Consider the following 15,314-nt stretch of genomic DNA (forward strand, 5'->3'; position numbering starts at 1 on the left):
GCAGGTTTGGGCATCACGCCCATCTATCCCACTCGATTCCCTACGGGAATCCCCAACGTCAGTTTTGCAACAAAGCCTTCGGAAGCTGTAAAGCCCTTCAGACTGCGGTTCCTGATGCGCCGAGGCACTCGCACGACAATTCCCGTGACGGGGTTAGTGGCAATCTTGCGGTTATCCTTAGCCCAACCAAACACCGCTTTTGCCCCGCCGAGATACCCATCGCGGACAGTAGCGGCACCCCGTACAGCTTCACCGTCTACGGGCCGTAGTAGCGCGTCTTTCCACGCCACGATGTCATCGGGGGTCACAAGGGTAGCGTCGTCATGCCCGAGGTGCGCAATCAGGGATAACAGAGCGGGCCGCCACTTCTTGATGGTTTTCGGACCCGGCTGGCGTTCCGCGACGTACCCCTCGAACATTGTCATGATCGCGACGGGCGAACGAGCGGGCTCTGTCGCAACATTTTTATCACCTGCAAACGCTGCAGGATCAAACATAGCGTGGGTTGGGGACGGTGGATCCTCATAGTTGATCTCCGCCTTCACCCGTAGCGCCAGCTCACGTTCCGCGCGTCCAACGCGATCATGCAGATAGTCAGTCAATTGACCATCAGGCGGCAGGATCCACTGATGGCTCTCCGCGATATGCTCTGCAGTCCACCTCACCCCGAGGAGTGATGCACGTCGGCCCTCCCGCAAATACAACGGTGTGATCTCCGCAATCAGCGCCAAATCGCTCACGCGCTGCACCTTAGCATCCTGGTCCAGATCAGCCCCCGCCGCCGCCTGCTCCCGGTCCATTACCCACGCTCGAACTGCGCGGTCGATCTCCGCGCGATCAGGAACACGACCGCCGGGCTTGAAAGACGCCAGACGCGCCGTTGGATCCGGCTTGTTCGCCGCCTCGGCGATCTTGCGGTCACAATATCTGCGGCACTCGGCGGCGAAATGCTCCGCCTCTCGAAGCGAGACGTCCCCGAAGCTCTTCCAATAGGCTCCCTTCCCCCCAAACGCGGCACGTGCGTAGGGTGGAATGACCTTTCGGAACTCGTAGCTGTTGCCCCGCCGATGCAGGTTTTTTGCAACCCGTTGCAGAGCCGGTCGCGAAGTCGTTTTTGCAGCACACATTGCAGCAGATTATCGACGAAAACCCCTGATTTGCAAGGGTTCTAGCGTTATCAGAGGCTTGGGAAGCCGCTGGCGGAGACGGAGGGATTCGAACCCTCGGTACCAGTAAACCCGGTACGGCGGTTTAGCAAACCGCTGGTTTCAGCCACTCACCCACGTCTCCGGATCACGGCGAAGGCGGGCTATAACCGCGCTTTGCTGCCACGGCAACCGCTTGTGCGCATGTTGCTCGCCGCGGAATCGATTCCGCTGGTCGCGACGGCGTCGCTCGTTCATTGGCGCGACAGCCAGGACGGCGCTATCATGGCGCAATTGCAGCCCCGGGGGAGAATGACGATGCATTTGCGCTGGACCAGCGCGCCGAGGATTGGCGCTGCAATCCTGCTCGCGCTGGCGACCGCCGGGGCACCGCTTGCGGCGCAAGTGCGCACGATCGATCCCAACCAGGCGATCGATTCGGATCTGCGCCAGGCGCAGCCGAAAGCGCAGCCGCCCCGCCGCACGCCCACCCCGCCCCCCGCTCAGTCGGATCCTGTCCCGCTGTCCGACACGCCGCGCTATCCCGACGCGCCAGGATCGACCGAGCCGGTCGAGTCCGGATCCAGCGTTCCGTCTGCGGGCAGCCCAGCGGGCGCGCCGGCAGGTACGAACGGATCGGCACAGGACGTCGCGCGCGACGGGGCAGAAGTCGAATCGGCCGACAGCCAGACCTTCCAGAAGCAGGAATTGCTCCGCGCCGCCGAGGGGACCTTCGGCAAGGGCGCATCGGGGCTCGCCGGCATCCTCGAGCGCACGCTTAAGGAGCAGGGCTATCCCAACGCCTATATCGCCGGGCGCGAGGCGTCGGCGGCGGTCGTCGTCGGCTTGCGTTATGGCAAGGGCGAGATGTTCCACAAGGTCGAGGGGCGCCAGCCCGTCTATTGGACCGGCCCGTCGGTCGGCTTCGATCTGGGCGGGGATGCCAACAAGGTGTTCGTGCTGGTGTACAACCTCTACGACACCGCGGACCTGTTCAAGCGCTTCCCCGCGGCAGAGGGCCGCATCTATTTCGTCGGCGGGTTCGCGGCGACCTATCTGCGTCGCGGCAACACGGTGCTGATCCCGATCCGGCTCGGCGTCGGATGGCGGCAGGGCGTCAATCTGGGCTATATGAAGTTCAGCCGGACCTCGAAATGGTTCCCGTTCTAAGCGCAGCGCGGCAGGCCGCTCCAGCGGCCTGACTCGCGCAAGCTCGGCCGGCGGGGCCCGCCCCGACCGACGGCATGGGCTTTGCCCATGCCCGACAAGCGCCTAACGTCCCCTGCGTGACCACCACCCGCCAGATCCTCCGCGCCCTGCTCGCCGCCGCTTATCTCGCCGCCGGCATCCTGCACGTGTTCATCCCCAAACCCTTTCTCGGGATCACTCCGGACTGGGTGCCCTTCCCCGCCCAGGTGATCCTGCTGACCGGCCTGTGCGAGATTGCCGGGGCGATCGGCCTATTCGTGCCGCGGCTGCGCTGGTGGGCGGGCGTTGGCCTCGCCGCTTATGCGGTGTGCGTCTATCCCGCCAATGTGAAGCACGCGCTCGATTTCATCGAAACCGGCCGCGGCGGGCTCGGGCTATGGTACCATATCCCGCGGCTTGCGTTTCAGCCGGTGATCGTGTGGTGGGCGCTGTTCGCCGGTCGCGTGATCGACTGGCCCTTCCCGCGACGGAGCGCAGCATGAGCGATATCGACGACACCATCATCGACACGCCCGAAGGTCCGATGACCTGGGCGGCCTGGAAGAAGAAGAACCCGGTGCAGATCCCGTCGCGGCGCACCAAGGGCAAGGACCTGCCCGTCAAGGTGAAGCGCTTCACCGAACCGAAGTGACGCGGCGTTAGCCCAAGAAGCGCCAGCCGAGCGTCTGGCCGGCGTGGAACGGCACGACCGCAGTGTCACCCGCGCCGATCAGTTCGGGAACCGCCTCCTCGCGCCGCTCGAGTGTGATCGTGCCCTCGTTGAGCGGCAAACCGTAGAAACGCGCGCCGTGTTCCGAGGCGAAACCCTCGAACCGGTCGAGCGCATTTTCCTCATCGAACACTGCGAGATAGCTTTCGAGCGCGTACGGCGCGTTGAAGATGCCCGCGCAGCCGCAGGACGCTTCCTTGCGCGCGCGGCCATGCGGGGCGCTGTCGGTACCGAGGAAGAAGCTCGGCGACCCCGACACCGCCGCCGCGCGTACCGCGAGGCGGTGGCGTTCGCGTTTGATCACCGGCAGGCAATAGGCGTGCGGCTGGAGCCCGCCATCGAACATCGCGTTGCGATTGAGATGGAGATGCTGCGGCGTGATCGTCGCGGCGATGTTGGCCCCCGCGTCGGTCACGAACGCGGCGGCCTCGGCGGTCGTGATATGTTCGAGCACGATCTTCAGCGCAGGATAGTCGCGCACCAGCGGCGCCAGCGTCCGCTCGACGAAGATCGCCTCGCGATCGAAGATGTCGATCTCGCGATCGGTCACTTCGCCGTGGATCAGCAGCGGCATGCCGATCCGCTGCAGTGTCTCGAGCACGCTCGACAGCGCGCGGATATCGGTGACGCCGTGCGCCGAGTTCGTCGTCGCATGCGCCGGGTACAGCTTGCACGCCGCCCACACGCCCTCGGCATAGCCGCGCGCGATCTCGTCGGCGTCGGCCGCATCGGTGAGGTAGCAGGTCATCAACGGGGTGAAATCGGTCCCCGCGGGCAAGGCGGCGAGGATTCGCTCGCGATATGCCTCTGCCGCCGCGATCGTGGTCACCGGCGGGGTCAGGTTCGGCATCACGATCGCGCGCGCGAACTGGCGCGCGGTGTACTGCGCAACCGCGGCAAGCATCTCGCCATCGCGGAGGTGGACATGCCAGTCATCGGGGCGGCGGATCGTGAGGCGCTCGGTCATGCCGACCGCCTAGCGCGCGGCGCGGCGAATCGCCAGCCGCGTATTGCCGCTGCGGCGCGCCGCCCCTACCTCCATGCCATGAATGCCACCACGCTCGCCGATCGATCGCTACTCCGCCTGTCGGGGGAGGATGTCCGCGGCTTCCTGCAGGGGCTCGTCACCGCCGACATGGCCGGGCCCTTCCCGGCCTGGGCCGGCTTGCTGACGCCGCAGGGCAAGGCGCTGTTCGACTTCATCGTCTGGACCGACGGCGACGACGTCCTGCTCGACTGCGAGGCGAGCGTTGCCGAGGCATTGCGGCGGCGGCTGTCGATCTATCGCCTGCGGCGCGCGATCACGATCGAGCAGACCGATGGCGCGGTGCATTGGTCGCGCGAGCCCGGCCAGGGCGTGCCCGATCCCCGGCTGGCCGCACTCGGCTATCGCTGGCTGGGCGAGCCGGCCGAGGCAGCAACCGGGTGGCATGCGCATCGCCTGTCGCTAGGCGTTGCCGAAGGCGAGGCCGAGCTCGGCAGCGACAAGACGCTGTGGCTCGAGGCGAACGCGCGCGAACTGAACGGCGTCAGCTTCACCAAGGGCTGCTATGTCGGCCAGGAGAACACCGCGCGGATGCACCATCGCAGCAAGGTCAACCGCCGGCTGGTGGTGGCACCGCTCGGCGAGCCGGGCGAGCGCACCCGCGCCACCTACCCCGACCTCGGCCTGATGGTCGAACTGCGCCGCGTCGAAGCTCTCGGCGATGCCGTGGTGCCCGATTGGCTGGCGACGGCGTTAGCGCACGCCGACGCCTAACGCCAAGCGCCCCGTCACCGCCCGATCGAGCTGTATGCGAACCCGGCGCGCTCGGCATCGCTCGGCGGATAGATGTTGCGCAGATCGACCATTACCGGCGCCGCCATCGTCGCCGCCAGCCGCTTGAGATCGAGCGCGCGATAGATGTTCCACTCGGTCACGATCACCACCGCATCGGCGCCCTGCGCGGCGGCATAGGCGTCGCCGCAGTAGGTGATGTCGGGCATCATCGTCTTGGCGATCTCCATCCCCTCGGGGTCATGCGCGCGCACCGTGATGCCAGCGTCGAGCAAGCTCTGGACAATCGCCAGGCTCGGCGCATCGCGCATGTCGTCGGTGTTGGGCTTGAAGGTCAGCCCGAGCACCGCGACGGTCTTGCCGCGCACGCTCGTCCCGTCGCCGCCGCCGAGCGCCGCAATCACCTTGCGCCCCATCGCGCGCTTGCGCGTGTCGTTGACCTGGACGACCGCCTCAACGATCCGCACCGGCGTTTCGTAATCCTCGGCGGTCTTGAGCAAAGCGAGCGTGTCCTTGGGGAAGCACGAACCGCCGTAGCCCGGCCCGGCGTGGAGGAACTTCGAACCGATCCGGTTATCGAGCCCGATCCCGCGCGACACGTCCTTGACGTTCGCGCCGACCGCTTCGCACAGATCGGCGATCTCGTTGATGAAGGTGATCTTGGTCGCCAGGAAGGCGTTGGCGGCATATTTGATCAGCTCGGAGGTGCGCCGCCCGGTGAACAGGATCGGGCTCTCGTTGAGATACAGCGGGCGATAGACATCGCGCATCACTTGCTGCGCGCGCGGATCCTCGGTGCCGATCACGATCCGGTCGGGGCGCTTGAAGTCGCCGATCGCGGCGCCCTCGCGCAGGAACTCGGGGTTTGAGACGACCGCGATCGGGAAATCGCCGGCGAGCTCGGTGAGAATCTCCTCGACCTTGTCGCCGGTGCCGACCGGGACGGTCGACTTGGTGACGACCACGACGGGGCCGTCGATCGCCTCGGCGATCTCGCGCGTTGCGGCGAACACATAGCTCAGGTCAGCATGGCCATCGCCACGCCGCGATGGCGTGCCGACCGCGATGAACACCGCATCGGCACCCGCCACCGCAGCCTTGAGATCGGTCGTGAAGCGGAGCCGCCCCGCCGCGACATTGCTCGCGACGAGCGTATCGAGACCGGGCTCGAAGATCGGCATCTTGCCCGCCTCGAGTGCCGCAATCTTGGTCTCGTCCTTGTCGACGCAGATCACATCATGGCCGAAATCCGAAAAGCATGCCCCTGATACCAGGCCGACATACCCCGAGCCGATCATCGTAATCCGCATGATAAGTCCTCAAATCTCGCAAGCGCACCACAGTCCGGAGGCGCTCCGAGGCGCGCTCCACAACTGCCGCTCTAGCCGATCATGGCCGTATTGCCAGCCCGGCGCGATCGCTCGCCGGCCCCACATGTACCGTGCCACCGGCGCACAAAAAAGGGGAGACCGGCTTGCGCCGATCTCCCCGATTTCTGACCAAAGTCAGGTCTGGGCTTAGTTGCCCGAACCCGGACCGTAGGACACTTCCACGCGACGGTTCTGCACTTCGCGAACGCCATCGGCGGTCTGGACGCGCAGATGGGCGGGATCTTCACCGAAGGCTTCGGTGCCGATCGAGCCATCCGGGATCGAATGGGCGGTCATGTACGCACGAACCGCGTCGTTGCGGCGCTGCGACAGACCGACGTTGTACTTCGGCGTACCCGAACGGTCGGTGAAGCCAGCAAGCATGACCTTTGCGTTACCGCAGTTCTGGTACTGCGCGATTGCGCCGTCCAGGATCGAGGCTGCCTCAGGCGTGACGTCCGACTTGTCCCACTCGAAGAACACGATGAACGGTCCAGGCGAGCAAGGCGTCGCGACAACCGGAGCCGGCTCAGGCGGCGGCGGCGGCGGAGCAGCAGGCTCGCCGAAGTTGTACGTCAGACCTGCGAGCAGGCTGTGCGTACGATAGCGACCGTTGTAGCCACGACCAGCGACGTCGACCAGCTTGACGTTGTCGGCGGTGAAGAAGCGATACTTGATCGACGCATCGACGTGCTTCGTGATCGGCGCGCGAACGCCGGCGAGGCCCTGATACGCGAAAACCGTGTCGCTGTCGTTGAGCAGGTTCTGCAGGCTGTTGATGCCGAAGCGCTCCTTGACGCGTGCAACACCAACACCGCCGCCGACGAAGCCCTGGATGCCGTCATCGTCGCCGAAGTCGACAAGGCCGTTGACCATGAAGCTCAGTGCGGTCGTGCGACCACGAGCGAACTGGTACGTGCCAGCCGGATAGTTGCCGACTGCGCCCGACGGGATCAGACCCGGCGTCGTGACCGACGAACGATAGTTATCGACCGATGCGCTCTTGTAGCCGACTTCGGCTTCAAGGCGGAACATGCCAAGGTCGTAACCGATCACGCCATCGACGTCGTAGCCGTAGCGATGATCGACGGTACCGGCGCTCTTCACGTTGTTGATATCGAACTTGATATCTTCCACGAGCACTGCACCACCGTCGACGCCGACATACCAGGACTTATCCCGGGCCAGCGCTGGTGTGGTAACGAGAGCAGTGGAGGCAAGCGCTATGGTAACGGCTAGCTTCCGCATAAAAATCCCCTTCATCTGGTTGTCACTCGGACAGCGCAAACCCTCTACCGAATGGAAGGTTTCCACGCAAGCGCACAAATGTCCGGACTGTTGCTGATTTAACACAGATTTAGCGGGAACCGTCAGCGATTTTCGATGCTACGCGGCAGCAATGAGACCAAGCGTTTGAAGTGCCGCCAGAATCGTTGTGATCGTGGTGCGCGCCTCGGCGTCGATCGTGCTGCCGTTCGCAGGTGCAGCAATGGCCGGCCGCGGGGGCCCGAGCATCGCAAATCCGCCGAGGATAAGGTGCGACGCAGCAAGCGTTCCGACCGTCCAACGGCTGCCATCGAAACGCGCATCGGCCCGATCGGCCTCGCTCCACACGGTCATCCCGGGTTGCGCCGCAACGAACCGCCAGCCCCCCGCGGTCCAACCGGCCAGCGCCTGTGCCTGCCCGCGCCAAGCGCCGCGCGGGGCTGCGCCAACGATCCAGCATGCGCCCGGCAACGGCGCCTCTGGCGGCGTGTCGAGCCCGACCGCCTCGACGCTCGCCTGCACCGCCATGTCGAGCAACGTCAGGGCCTCGTTGTGCGAAAGCTCCTTCTGCGCCTGCCCGGGCTGCAGCAACGGCAGGCCCAGGCGCGTGCTTTTCTCATCGCTCATGCAAATCTCCTGTCATCCGTTGCCGTCGGGAATCGTGATCGTTGCGCCGTCGGATTCGCCGTGCGTGCCGATCTGGACGACGCGCAACACGACCCCGCCCCCTCGGTCCGCGGACGCCACGACGACACGCGGTTCGTGCGTCTCGATCAGCGTCGTAGCGCCATCGCCGCGCAGCAGCGTGACGCGATACGCCTCGCGCTCTTCGCCTTGCGGAACATCGATCCCATCGCTCCAGCGCCACCCGTTTCTGCTGCGCCGCACCCAAGTTACGCAGGCATCGCCCGCCCCGCTTTCGCGCCAACGGAGATGGACGGGGGACGGCGGCACGACCGAAGTTCCGCGCACCATCACGCGCGTCGCAACCGGTCCGTCGATGTCGCCGGTCCCCGACGCGAGGAGGCGAAGGTCGGCCCCCAACGCGGCGAGCGGCAGGTCGAGCGAAAGAGCCGATTCGGCCTCGATCAGCACGAAGCGATCGCCGATCGCCTGCCCCCCCATCGCCGCTTCGGTCCCCCGCCGCCCGCGCCACAGCCCCGCCAGCCGCCAGCGCCGCGCGCCGATCTGGGTCGCGGTCGAAAATTGCAGCAGTTCATCGCCCACCAGCGCGAGATTGGCGCCCCCATCGAGCGCGCGCGGATCGGCGCTTTCGAGCGTCATCGCCGAGTAAGCGAGATCGACCTCGAACGCCTGCGCCTGATCGGCGATCGCACTCGACGCGCGCCCCGGTAGGCTCGCCAGCCGCCCCATGGTTCCTGGCGCTGCGGTCGATCCCAGCGGCGTCCAGCGCGCCCCGCCGTCGAGGCTGTAGAGCAACGCCGCACGCCGCCAGCCCGGCTGCGTTCCGCCGGCGACGATCGTCACGCGCGGTGCCGACAGCAGCGCGTCGTCGAACGGCAAGCTCTCGAACACCTCGACCAATGTGGCGCCCGTCACCACATCGGGCGCCGCCAGCACGCGCCCCGGGCTCGCCGCCACCGGCAGCGTCCCGCCCGCCAGCCGCACGCAGTCGAGCGACAGCACCATCTTTTCGAGCGACCAGCCCGTGACACGCCACACCCCCGCCACTCCAGCGATCGTCACGCACGCGCCGGGCACCACATCGAGCGCGTCCCAGCCGAGCGTCACGCTGCGCCGCTCGCGCCCCGCCTCGCCGCGCGCGAGGATGCCGTTCGCAAGCGTCTTGGCGGTTCCCGCATCGATCGCGGCGGGCAGCTCGATTCGATCCTCGCGCCGGCCCGCACCGGGCCGCCGCACACTCTGCAAACCTATCTGGTACTCCCGCGCCGGATCGTAGTGCGACAGCGTGACCTGTCGCGGCACGCTTTCGAGCGCAGCGACCGCGCGGTGGGGCTTGCCGCTCGAAGCGCCCACGCTGCGCGTCTCGCCATTGGCGACCTCGCGCTCGGGCGCGGTCCCTGCGCGCATCGCCACCGTGCCGCCGATCGGCGCGAACCACGCACCCCCGGCCTGGGCCAGCGTGTCGAGCACGCTGCCGACGCTGTCGCCATACGCCGCAAAGCCGGCGAGTAGCTGGACCGCCTCTGCCGCGGCCACGCTCCCCTCCGAAAGCGCCGCGGCGATCGCGCCGACCGACACTGGCGCGGCATCGCCGATCACTTCGAAGGTCAGCGAGGGAATGCGATTGCCATAATCGGTAAGCTGGAGCGTCTCGAACACCGCATAGGCGATCCCGCGATGCGCCGAGGCGAACCCCACCCCCTCGGCCGCGGCGATCAGCGGATCGACCGGCTGGTCCTCGCCCCCCAGATGCAGCCGAAACCCCGTCGAGACCTTGAAGTCGCCGCCGCTGCCGCGCAGCAGGTTGCCATCCGCCCAGATCCGCCCGACCCCGACGATCGGCCGCCCCGACAGCGCCACCGCGAACGACGCCGCATAGCTGTAACGCGTCACGCTCGGCTGGCCCTTGCCGCTGCTGCTCTTCGATCGGCTCTCGATCAGATCGGTCGACCAGATCACGCACCCGCCGACGCGCATCGTGCCGAACACCTTCTGCAGCGGCGTGCCGTAATTCGACGTCTGCAGGTGCAGCGACGCAAGCCGCGGCCCCTCCACGCCCTTGGGCCGCATCAGCACGTCGCGATCGACCACGCCGCCGAGCGCCGCACCGAGCACCGCCCCGATCGGCCCGCCGAGCGCGCGGCCCACCACCGAAAGCACCAACGTCGCCATTTCAGTCTCCTGTCACGCGCCAGCAGCCGAGCATCGGCCACGGCGCCGCCCCCGGCCGCGCGACGACGCGCCGCAGCACCGCATCGGCATGGATCAGTCCGCCAGCCACCAGCACCGCCAGATGGAATTGCGCCGGCCCCGCCGCGAACAGCGCGATATCCCCCGGCGCCGGGTCGCCCACGCGCGCCAGCCCGCTCGCGTCGAAGCGCGCGATCAGTGTAGCGGCGTCGCCGCCCCGTAGCGCGTAATCTCCCGGAATGGCGCCGTCGAACCCACCCGCCCGCGCCGCGAGCGCCGCCACCCCAACGCAGTCGAGCCCATGTGCGGGAACACGCCCCTGTAACCGAAACCCGACCCCGATCAGCGCCTCCGCCGCCGCGACGACGGCCGCCCCGCGCGTCATGCCCCGGGGTAGCGCGTCAGCAAGTCGATCCCCGGCAGGAACGGCTCGCCGCGGAAGTTGACGGCATTGGCAAAGCGCCCGGCACAGGTCGCCAAGCTCTTGTCGCACCCCTCGATCAGCTCGACCAAATCCCCCGCCGCCACCGGCAGCGCGGGGTCGATCCGCAGCGTGACGCTGCTCCCGGCGGACACCGCAATCGCCCCCTCGAGCCCCGAATTCTCCCCGCCGATCCAGCGCAGCAGCCCCCCGCCATACGCGTTGGCGACCGGCTCGGCGGCGTCGAGCGTCACCACCCGTTCGTGCCACGCCGCCACCCGCGCATAGCGCCGCCGCCCCGCCATTGCGACGCGACAGCGCGCGTCGCCGAGTTCGGCACGACATTCGGGCGAGGTCACTCGACCACGGGCCGGTCGAGCGCCGCGGTCGCACCGCGCAATTCGGCGGTGAAGCCATGCGCGTCGCTCTCGACCGCACCGATCGTCCCCTCGCCGAGCGGCACGCGACGCCCGTCCGCCCCGCTCCAGTCGACCGCGAACAGCTGCACGCGCGCGCCATCCCACCGCCCGGCGAGCAAATCACGCGCGCCGATCGCCGCACTGGTCAGCGCGCCGGTAATGTCCATCGTATCGGCATCGAGCCCGTCGCTGCGCTTGATCGCCGAGGGCGTCATCCCCGGCGCGGCGGCATGGACGAGCCCGTCGATCGCGAGATCGCGGTCATGATCGGTCAGCCCGATCGCCACGCCATCGCGCCGCTCGATCCGCCAGCACAAGGCGAGCGTGGTGAGGGGGCCGGTGAGCAAGGACATGAAGTGTCTCCCTGAAATCTCTCTCCCTGTGGGAGCATCGGGTCGGTCATGCCCCCGGCATGACCTAAACAGCGCGGGGCGCTGTTTACCCGATGCTGGTGGCCGAGCGCAGCGCGGTGGGGTGAGGGCAGTCCACGCCGGGAAGGCCCCACACACGGGCACTGCACGCTACTCCCGCACCTCGATCAGCGGCACGCTCGTCGTCGCGCCCGCCAGGAACGTCGTCCGAGTGACGCTCAGCGTATCCTCGGCAAAGCGCACCGCCACATCGAACAAAAACCCCGCGCGCACCGCCACCCCCACGCCCGGCGCCGCATCGAGCACGACATAGCCCCCCGCCGCGAGCGTGAACCGCGTCGTCTCGACCCCGTCGACCGCAACGCGCACGCTCCCCGCGACCGGCCGCGTGATCCGCCGCACCGCGTCGCCATAGTGTTTGACGAGTGCGAAGCTGACCGTGACGCCGTCGCCCGCCCCCAGCAGCTGATCGCCCGCCCCAAAGCTCGCCCCAAAACCCGCACCGCCCGAGGAAAAATCGAACGGATCGCGCAAGCGAAACCCGCGCGCCGGCCCCATCCGCGCGCGGAAGAAGGCCAGCAACGTCGCGATATCCGCCTCCGATCGCACCCCCGGCGCGACATCGTAGCGCGTCCGCGCCTCGGCCCAGCTCGCATTGCGCATTTCCTGCCCGCCCGCGCTCGTGACGATCGCAGTCGAGAATTGCGGCGTCACCTCGGCCTCGCGCCCCAGCGCAAGCGGGAACAGCACATCGTCGAACGGCACTACCGCATCCTCCTCGGTCTCGAAATGGACAAACCCGTCACGCAACACTTGCGGCAGGGCCCAGACGAAGGTCGCCGCCACGCCGCGCGCGCGCGCCGCCTCGGCCGCCGCCGCAATCGCGCGCCACTGCGCCCGCTGGTCGCTGCGCAGCACGAAGCCCGCAAAATAATGCGTCTGCGCAACCGCATAGCCGAGCCGCGCCTGCGCCACCGCGACCGCGCGCGCCGTGCCCGCGACATCCCCCGCGGTCACGAAATCATAATCCTCGAGCTGCAGCACATCGAACGCCGGCCAAGCCCAGCCGAGCGGCACGTTGGCGCGCTTCAACTCGGGCGCATCACGCGCCAGCACGCTCGGCAAATAGACCAGCAGATGCGTCTCGACCGCTGGCGCCACCGCCCTCACCGCCGCGACCAGCGCCGCGGTCGAGGCCGCGAGCAACGCCCCAGCGGCATCGAGCAGGTCGCGCTGTGCGACGCGCGTGACGGCGTGGACGTCCGCAATCTCGACCGGATCGCCCAGCGCCGCCCGCGCGCTGGCATCGTACAGACATGGCCGCCCATCGCCGAGTACCCACCACCACGGCTCGCCAACCTGGAATTTGGGCGCGAGCCCCGCCGCGAGCGCGATCTCGATCACCGCCACCGCAACCGCGCGCAGATAGCCCATCGCCCCCGCGCTCGCCGGCGACAGCAGGCACGACGGCGGATCCCATCCGGTCAGCGCGGGCGTGCCATCCCAGGCGCGCTGCTTCCAGTCGCCCCAGCAATGCGCGTCGAACAGTTCATAGCTGATCGACCAGATCACCTGATACCCGAGCGCCTTCGCGCGCACCGCGAAATCGCGCTGCCACGCCGCCGCCGCGACATTGAGCACGCCCCCCGCCAAGCTCACGTAAAAGCCGCCCGAACTGGCCTCGACCCGCAGGAAGTGGCTCATCCCGAGATAGTGGACGATGCTTCCGCGATAGCCGAGCAGCAGCGCATTCCGCAGCAACCGCTCGGGCGTGAGATTATAGCTGTCGTCATACCCGCTCGCGATCTGCAGCCCGTGTTCGGGCACCACGACATCGCCGATCGCGATCACCGCACCCGCTCCCTCGCAGCGAAGCGCGCTCAGCTCGACCCACGACTCAACCGGCGCGGGCAGCGCAGCACTGCCCCGCTCGACGAACCCCGGCGGCACCAACGAAACGAACATCCGGTCGACATCGCCCGCCCACACCGGATCGGCGTCATCGGGCAGCCGATAGCCGCCGTCGAGCGTAGCGAAATCGAGCGTGATCGTCGCATCCTCGGGCGTGCCGCTCGCATAATTCCACAGCCGCACATACCAGGCGCGCGCCGCGCCGCTCGCATCGCGCCCTTCGATCGTCAGCACCGGACCGTTGACGTGATCGAGCGCCACCACCCCGCTCGCACGCCAGCGGAACGACAGCCGACAGCCGCGGAAATCGCGCGCCGTCGCATAGCGCAGCAGCGGGTGATCGTGGCTATCCTCGGCCTCCCAGATCAGCCCCGCCAGGTCCCCCGCGGTGTAGAACACCGCATCCACCCGGAGCGCGTCGTGACCGATGGTGGTGACGGCGGCCATCATCGGCCGCGGAAAATTGACTGTCCAGAAGCGCGGATCGAAGCGTGTCACCACGCTCTCGCTCTGGATCGTGCGGTCCTGTGCAAGCCAGAATGGCATATGTGCTCCAATCTCCCTCTCCCATCGGGAGAGGGAATTACGAAAGCGCCGCCTTCACCGCGCGCGCCACCTGCCGGCTCGACGCGGCGAGCGCTTGCGGCGCATCGCTCCCGCCCTGCACCGTGATCGACACGCGCACATCGCGCGGCCCACCCGCGCCGCCGCTTGCGACGATGCTCCCGCTCGTCGTGGGCACGAACAGTTCGGGCCCCCGCTCGCCGACGATGTAGGGCCGCGCCGGCGACACCGGCCCGCCCGTCGCACGCCCGGGCGATCCGCCGATCAGCCCGCCGAGCACGCCCAGCAGACTGTCGCCCCCACCTCCACCGCCGCCGAGCAAGGCGCTCAACCCGCTCCGCACCGCCGCCGCGGCGATGTCGCCCAGCACCGACAGCGCGACCTTGCGCAGATCCTCGAAGCCGAGGCTCCCGCCCGCCAAAGCCTTGGCCAGCGTCGTTTCGATCGCGCGCCCGGCGCGGTCGACCCCACTCGCCAGCGGCCCGTCGAGGCTCGCGCGCATCGCATCGACATCGCGCGCAAAGCCCGCCGTATCGGCGCGCACGCCGACCACGAGCCGTTCGATTTCATCGTCCATCGGGAAACGCCTCCTGCAATCGCGCGCGCGTCGCCGCATCGGGCGGATCGACCGCCGCAGCCTCGCCGCGCAACACCGCGACGACGACCGCCAGCTCGGCGGGCGTCGCGCGCCAGAAACGGTCGGGGCTCCACCCCAGCACCGCACCCGCCAGCCCCGCGAGTCGCGCCGCGGCATCGGCGAAGCACGCCATCACCGCCCCGCCAGGATCTGGCCGAGCAGCACGCGCAGCACCGGCGTCGCCGCGGCGAGCCCCTGCTCGACCAGCGCCTCGCCGAACTGCGCGCGCGTGATCGCGGCGGGCGTCTCCCCCCGGCAATGCCAGAACAAAGCGACCAGCTCGCCAAGCGACAAGGCCCCCGCCGCCGCGCGCTCGACCAGCGCGAACAGCGGCCCGATCTCGCCCTCGGCAGCGACCAGTGCCGCAAAGCTCGGCCGCAGCACGATCGTCTCGCCCGCGATCCGCACCTCCGCCTCGCCGCGCACCGGGTTCGCGGGCGCGCTCATGCCGCCACCACCGCGCCCGAGCTCTCGAGGCTCAGCGTGTACGACCGCTCGCCATTGTAATCCCCGGCATAATCGAGCCGCGTGACGAGGAACTTGCCCGACAGCGTCTCGCCGCTCTCGAAGCTCAGCCGATAGTCGTCGATCGCCCCCGCCAGGGCATTACCCTTGATCCGCAACTCGGCCGCCGAACCGGTAAAGATCCCCGCCCCCGACACGCTGACGCTGCGCACCCC

16 protein-coding genes, 1 tRNA gene and 1 pseudogene are annotated in these 15,314 nt (G+C 68.2%); 4 read left to right on the top strand and 14 right to left on the bottom strand.

From position 1 onward, the window contains the following. Positions 1-23: 23 nt before the first annotated feature. Complete coding sequence (locus tag QN347_RS16480; protein ID WP_323494177.1) at positions 24-1,127, bottom strand: hypothetical protein; 1,104 nt, start codon at positions 1,125-1,127, stop codon at positions 24-26. A gap of 70 nt (positions 1,128-1,197) precedes the next feature. Next, positions 1,198-1,290: transfer RNA gene (locus QN347_RS16485), tRNA-Ser, on the bottom strand. A 167-nt stretch (positions 1,291-1,457) separates the two neighbouring features. Between QN347_RS16485 and QN347_RS16490 the strand changes: the two genes are divergently transcribed. The 3 genes from QN347_RS16490 to QN347_RS16500 all read left to right on the top strand — a co-directional run bounded on the left by QN347_RS16490 (position 1,458) and on the right by QN347_RS16500 (position 2,985). Beyond that, positions 1,458-2,315, top strand: a complete 858-nt coding sequence (locus tag QN347_RS16490; protein ID WP_322164118.1) for a DUF1134 domain-containing protein — start codon at positions 1,458-1,460, stop codon at positions 2,313-2,315. 74 nt (positions 2,316-2,389) lie between these two features. Continuing rightward, a complete protein-coding gene (locus tag QN347_RS16495; protein WP_322160843.1) occupies positions 2,390-2,836 on the top strand; it encodes a DoxX family protein in 447 nt (148 codons plus the stop codon). Beyond that, a complete protein-coding gene (locus QN347_RS16500) occupies positions 2,833-2,985 on the top strand; it encodes a hypothetical protein (RefSeq protein ID WP_165954556.1) in 153 nt (50 codons plus the stop codon). The genes QN347_RS16495 and QN347_RS16500 overlap by 4 nt, the downstream gene beginning before the upstream one ends. A 7-nt stretch (positions 2,986-2,992) precedes the next feature. Here QN347_RS16500 and pyrC read toward each other — a convergent pair whose 3' ends face one another. After that, on the bottom strand, positions 2,993-4,030 hold the full coding sequence (pyrC, locus tag QN347_RS16505; protein WP_322160845.1) for a dihydroorotase: 1,038 nt from the start codon (positions 4,028-4,030) through the stop codon (positions 2,993-2,995). A gap of 78 nt (positions 4,031-4,108) precedes the next feature. Between pyrC and QN347_RS16510 the strand changes: the two genes are divergently transcribed. Beyond that, positions 4,109-4,822, top strand: a complete 714-nt coding sequence (locus QN347_RS16510) for a folate-binding protein (protein WP_322164119.1) — start codon at positions 4,109-4,111, stop codon at positions 4,820-4,822. 14 nt (positions 4,823-4,836) lie between these two features. Here QN347_RS16510 and QN347_RS16515 read toward each other — a convergent pair whose 3' ends face one another. From QN347_RS16515 to QN347_RS16565, 11 genes and pseudogenes are all read right to left on the bottom strand, one after another. After that, a complete protein-coding gene (locus tag QN347_RS16515) occupies positions 4,837-6,150 on the bottom strand; it encodes a UDP-glucose/GDP-mannose dehydrogenase family protein (RefSeq protein WP_322160847.1) in 1,314 nt (437 codons plus the stop codon). 207 nt (positions 6,151-6,357) lie between these two features. Further along, complete coding sequence (locus tag QN347_RS16520) at positions 6,358-7,458, bottom strand: OmpA family protein (RefSeq protein ID WP_323494178.1); 1,101 nt, start codon at positions 7,456-7,458, stop codon at positions 6,358-6,360. A gap of 138 nt (positions 7,459-7,596) precedes the next feature. Further along, the gene (locus QN347_RS16525) at positions 7,597-8,103 is read right to left on the bottom strand and encodes a DUF2793 domain-containing protein (RefSeq protein ID WP_133191679.1); all 507 of its coding nucleotides are present in this window, start codon (positions 8,101-8,103) and stop codon (positions 7,597-7,599) included. A gap of 12 nt (positions 8,104-8,115) precedes the next feature. Next, positions 8,116-10,293, bottom strand: a complete 2,178-nt coding sequence (locus tag QN347_RS16530) for a phage tail protein (protein WP_322160849.1) — start codon at positions 10,291-10,293, stop codon at positions 8,116-8,118. A 1-nt stretch (position 10,294) separates the two neighbouring features. Continuing rightward, positions 10,295-10,696: a peptidoglycan endopeptidase gene (locus QN347_RS16535; RefSeq protein WP_322160850.1), complete on the bottom strand. Its 402-nt coding sequence runs from the start codon at positions 10,694-10,696 to the stop codon at positions 10,295-10,297. Further along, positions 10,693-11,504: pseudogene (locus tag QN347_RS16540) on the bottom strand (DUF2163 domain-containing protein). Before QN347_RS16540 ends, QN347_RS16535 begins: the two are co-directional and overlap by 4 nt. A 168-nt stretch (positions 11,505-11,672) precedes the next feature. Then, positions 11,673-13,979 carry a DUF2460 domain-containing protein gene (locus QN347_RS16545; RefSeq protein WP_322160851.1) on the bottom strand — a complete coding sequence of 769 codons (2,307 nt, stop codon included), beginning with the start codon at positions 13,977-13,979 and terminating at the stop codon, positions 11,673-11,675. 37 nt (positions 13,980-14,016) lie between these two features. Beyond that, on the bottom strand, positions 14,017-14,574 hold the full coding sequence (locus QN347_RS16550; RefSeq protein ID WP_322160852.1) for a tail tape measure protein: 558 nt from the start codon (positions 14,572-14,574) through the stop codon (positions 14,017-14,019). Next, positions 14,564-14,767, bottom strand: coding sequence for a phage tail assembly chaperone (locus QN347_RS16555; protein ID WP_322160854.1), 204 nt, complete (start codon positions 14,765-14,767; stop codon positions 14,564-14,566). Before QN347_RS16555 ends, QN347_RS16550 begins: the two co-directional genes overlap by 11 nt. Continuing rightward, complete coding sequence (locus QN347_RS16560; RefSeq protein ID WP_322160856.1) at positions 14,767-15,081, bottom strand: gene transfer agent family protein; 315 nt, start codon at positions 15,079-15,081, stop codon at positions 14,767-14,769. Before QN347_RS16560 ends, QN347_RS16555 begins: the two co-directional genes overlap by 1 nt. Next, positions 15,078-15,314: phage tail tube protein (locus tag QN347_RS16565; protein WP_323494182.1), on the bottom strand; the 237-nt coding region annotated here is incomplete at its 5' end. The genes QN347_RS16565 and QN347_RS16560, both read right to left, overlap by 4 nt.

The sequence above is a fragment of the Sphingomonas sp. 10B4 genome (genome assembly GCF_035019905.1).
In the GTDB taxonomy this organism is placed as follows: Bacteria; Pseudomonadota; Alphaproteobacteria; order Sphingomonadales; family Sphingomonadaceae; genus Sphingomonas; species Sphingomonas glacialis.

What these genes read in the sequence shown, in the direction of transcription:
- QN347_RS16480 (WP_323494177.1), bottom strand. Translation starts at nt 1,127, where the DNA reads ATGTGTGCTGCAAAAACGACTTCGCGACCGGCTCTGCAACGGGTTGCA.
- QN347_RS16500 (WP_165954556.1), top strand. Translation starts at nt 2,833, where the DNA reads ATGAGCGATATCGACGACACCATCATCGACACGCCCGAAGGTCCGATG.
- QN347_RS16515 (WP_322160847.1), bottom strand. Translation starts at nt 6,150, where the DNA reads ATGCGGATTACGATGATCGGCTCGGGGTATGTCGGCCTGGTATCAGGG.
- QN347_RS16545 (WP_322160851.1), bottom strand. Translation starts at nt 13,979, where the DNA reads ATGCCATTCTGGCTTGCACAGGACCGCACGATCCAGAGCGAGAGCGTG.
- QN347_RS16490 (WP_322164118.1), top strand. Translation starts at nt 1,458, where the DNA reads ATGACGATGCATTTGCGCTGGACCAGCGCGCCGAGGATTGGCGCTGCA.
- QN347_RS16520 (WP_323494178.1), bottom strand. Translation starts at nt 7,458, where the DNA reads ATGCGGAAGCTAGCCGTTACCATAGCGCTTGCCTCCACTGCTCTCGTT.
- QN347_RS16535 (WP_322160850.1), bottom strand. Translation starts at nt 10,696, where the DNA reads ATGACGCGCGGGGCGGCCGTCGTCGCGGCGGCGGAGGCGCTGATCGGG.
- QN347_RS16560 (WP_322160856.1), bottom strand. Translation starts at nt 15,081, where the DNA reads ATGAGCGCGCCCGCGAACCCGGTGCGCGGCGAGGCGGAGGTGCGGATC.
- QN347_RS16530 (WP_322160849.1), bottom strand. Translation starts at nt 10,293, where the DNA reads ATGGCGACGTTGGTGCTTTCGGTGGTGGGCCGCGCGCTCGGCGGGCCG.
- QN347_RS16550 (WP_322160852.1), bottom strand. Translation starts at nt 14,574, where the DNA reads ATGGACGATGAAATCGAACGGCTCGTGGTCGGCGTGCGCGCCGATACG.
- QN347_RS16525 (WP_133191679.1), bottom strand. Translation starts at nt 8,103, where the DNA reads ATGAGCGATGAGAAAAGCACGCGCCTGGGCCTGCCGTTGCTGCAGCCC.
- QN347_RS16555 (WP_322160854.1), bottom strand. Translation starts at nt 14,767, where the DNA reads ATGGCGTGCTTCGCCGATGCCGCGGCGCGACTCGCGGGGCTGGCGGGT.
- QN347_RS16495 (WP_322160843.1), top strand. Translation starts at nt 2,390, where the DNA reads ATGGGCTTTGCCCATGCCCGACAAGCGCCTAACGTCCCCTGCGTGACC.
- QN347_RS16510 (WP_322164119.1), top strand. Translation starts at nt 4,109, where the DNA reads ATGAATGCCACCACGCTCGCCGATCGATCGCTACTCCGCCTGTCGGGG.
- pyrC (WP_322160845.1), bottom strand. Translation starts at nt 4,030, where the DNA reads ATGACCGAGCGCCTCACGATCCGCCGCCCCGATGACTGGCATGTCCAC.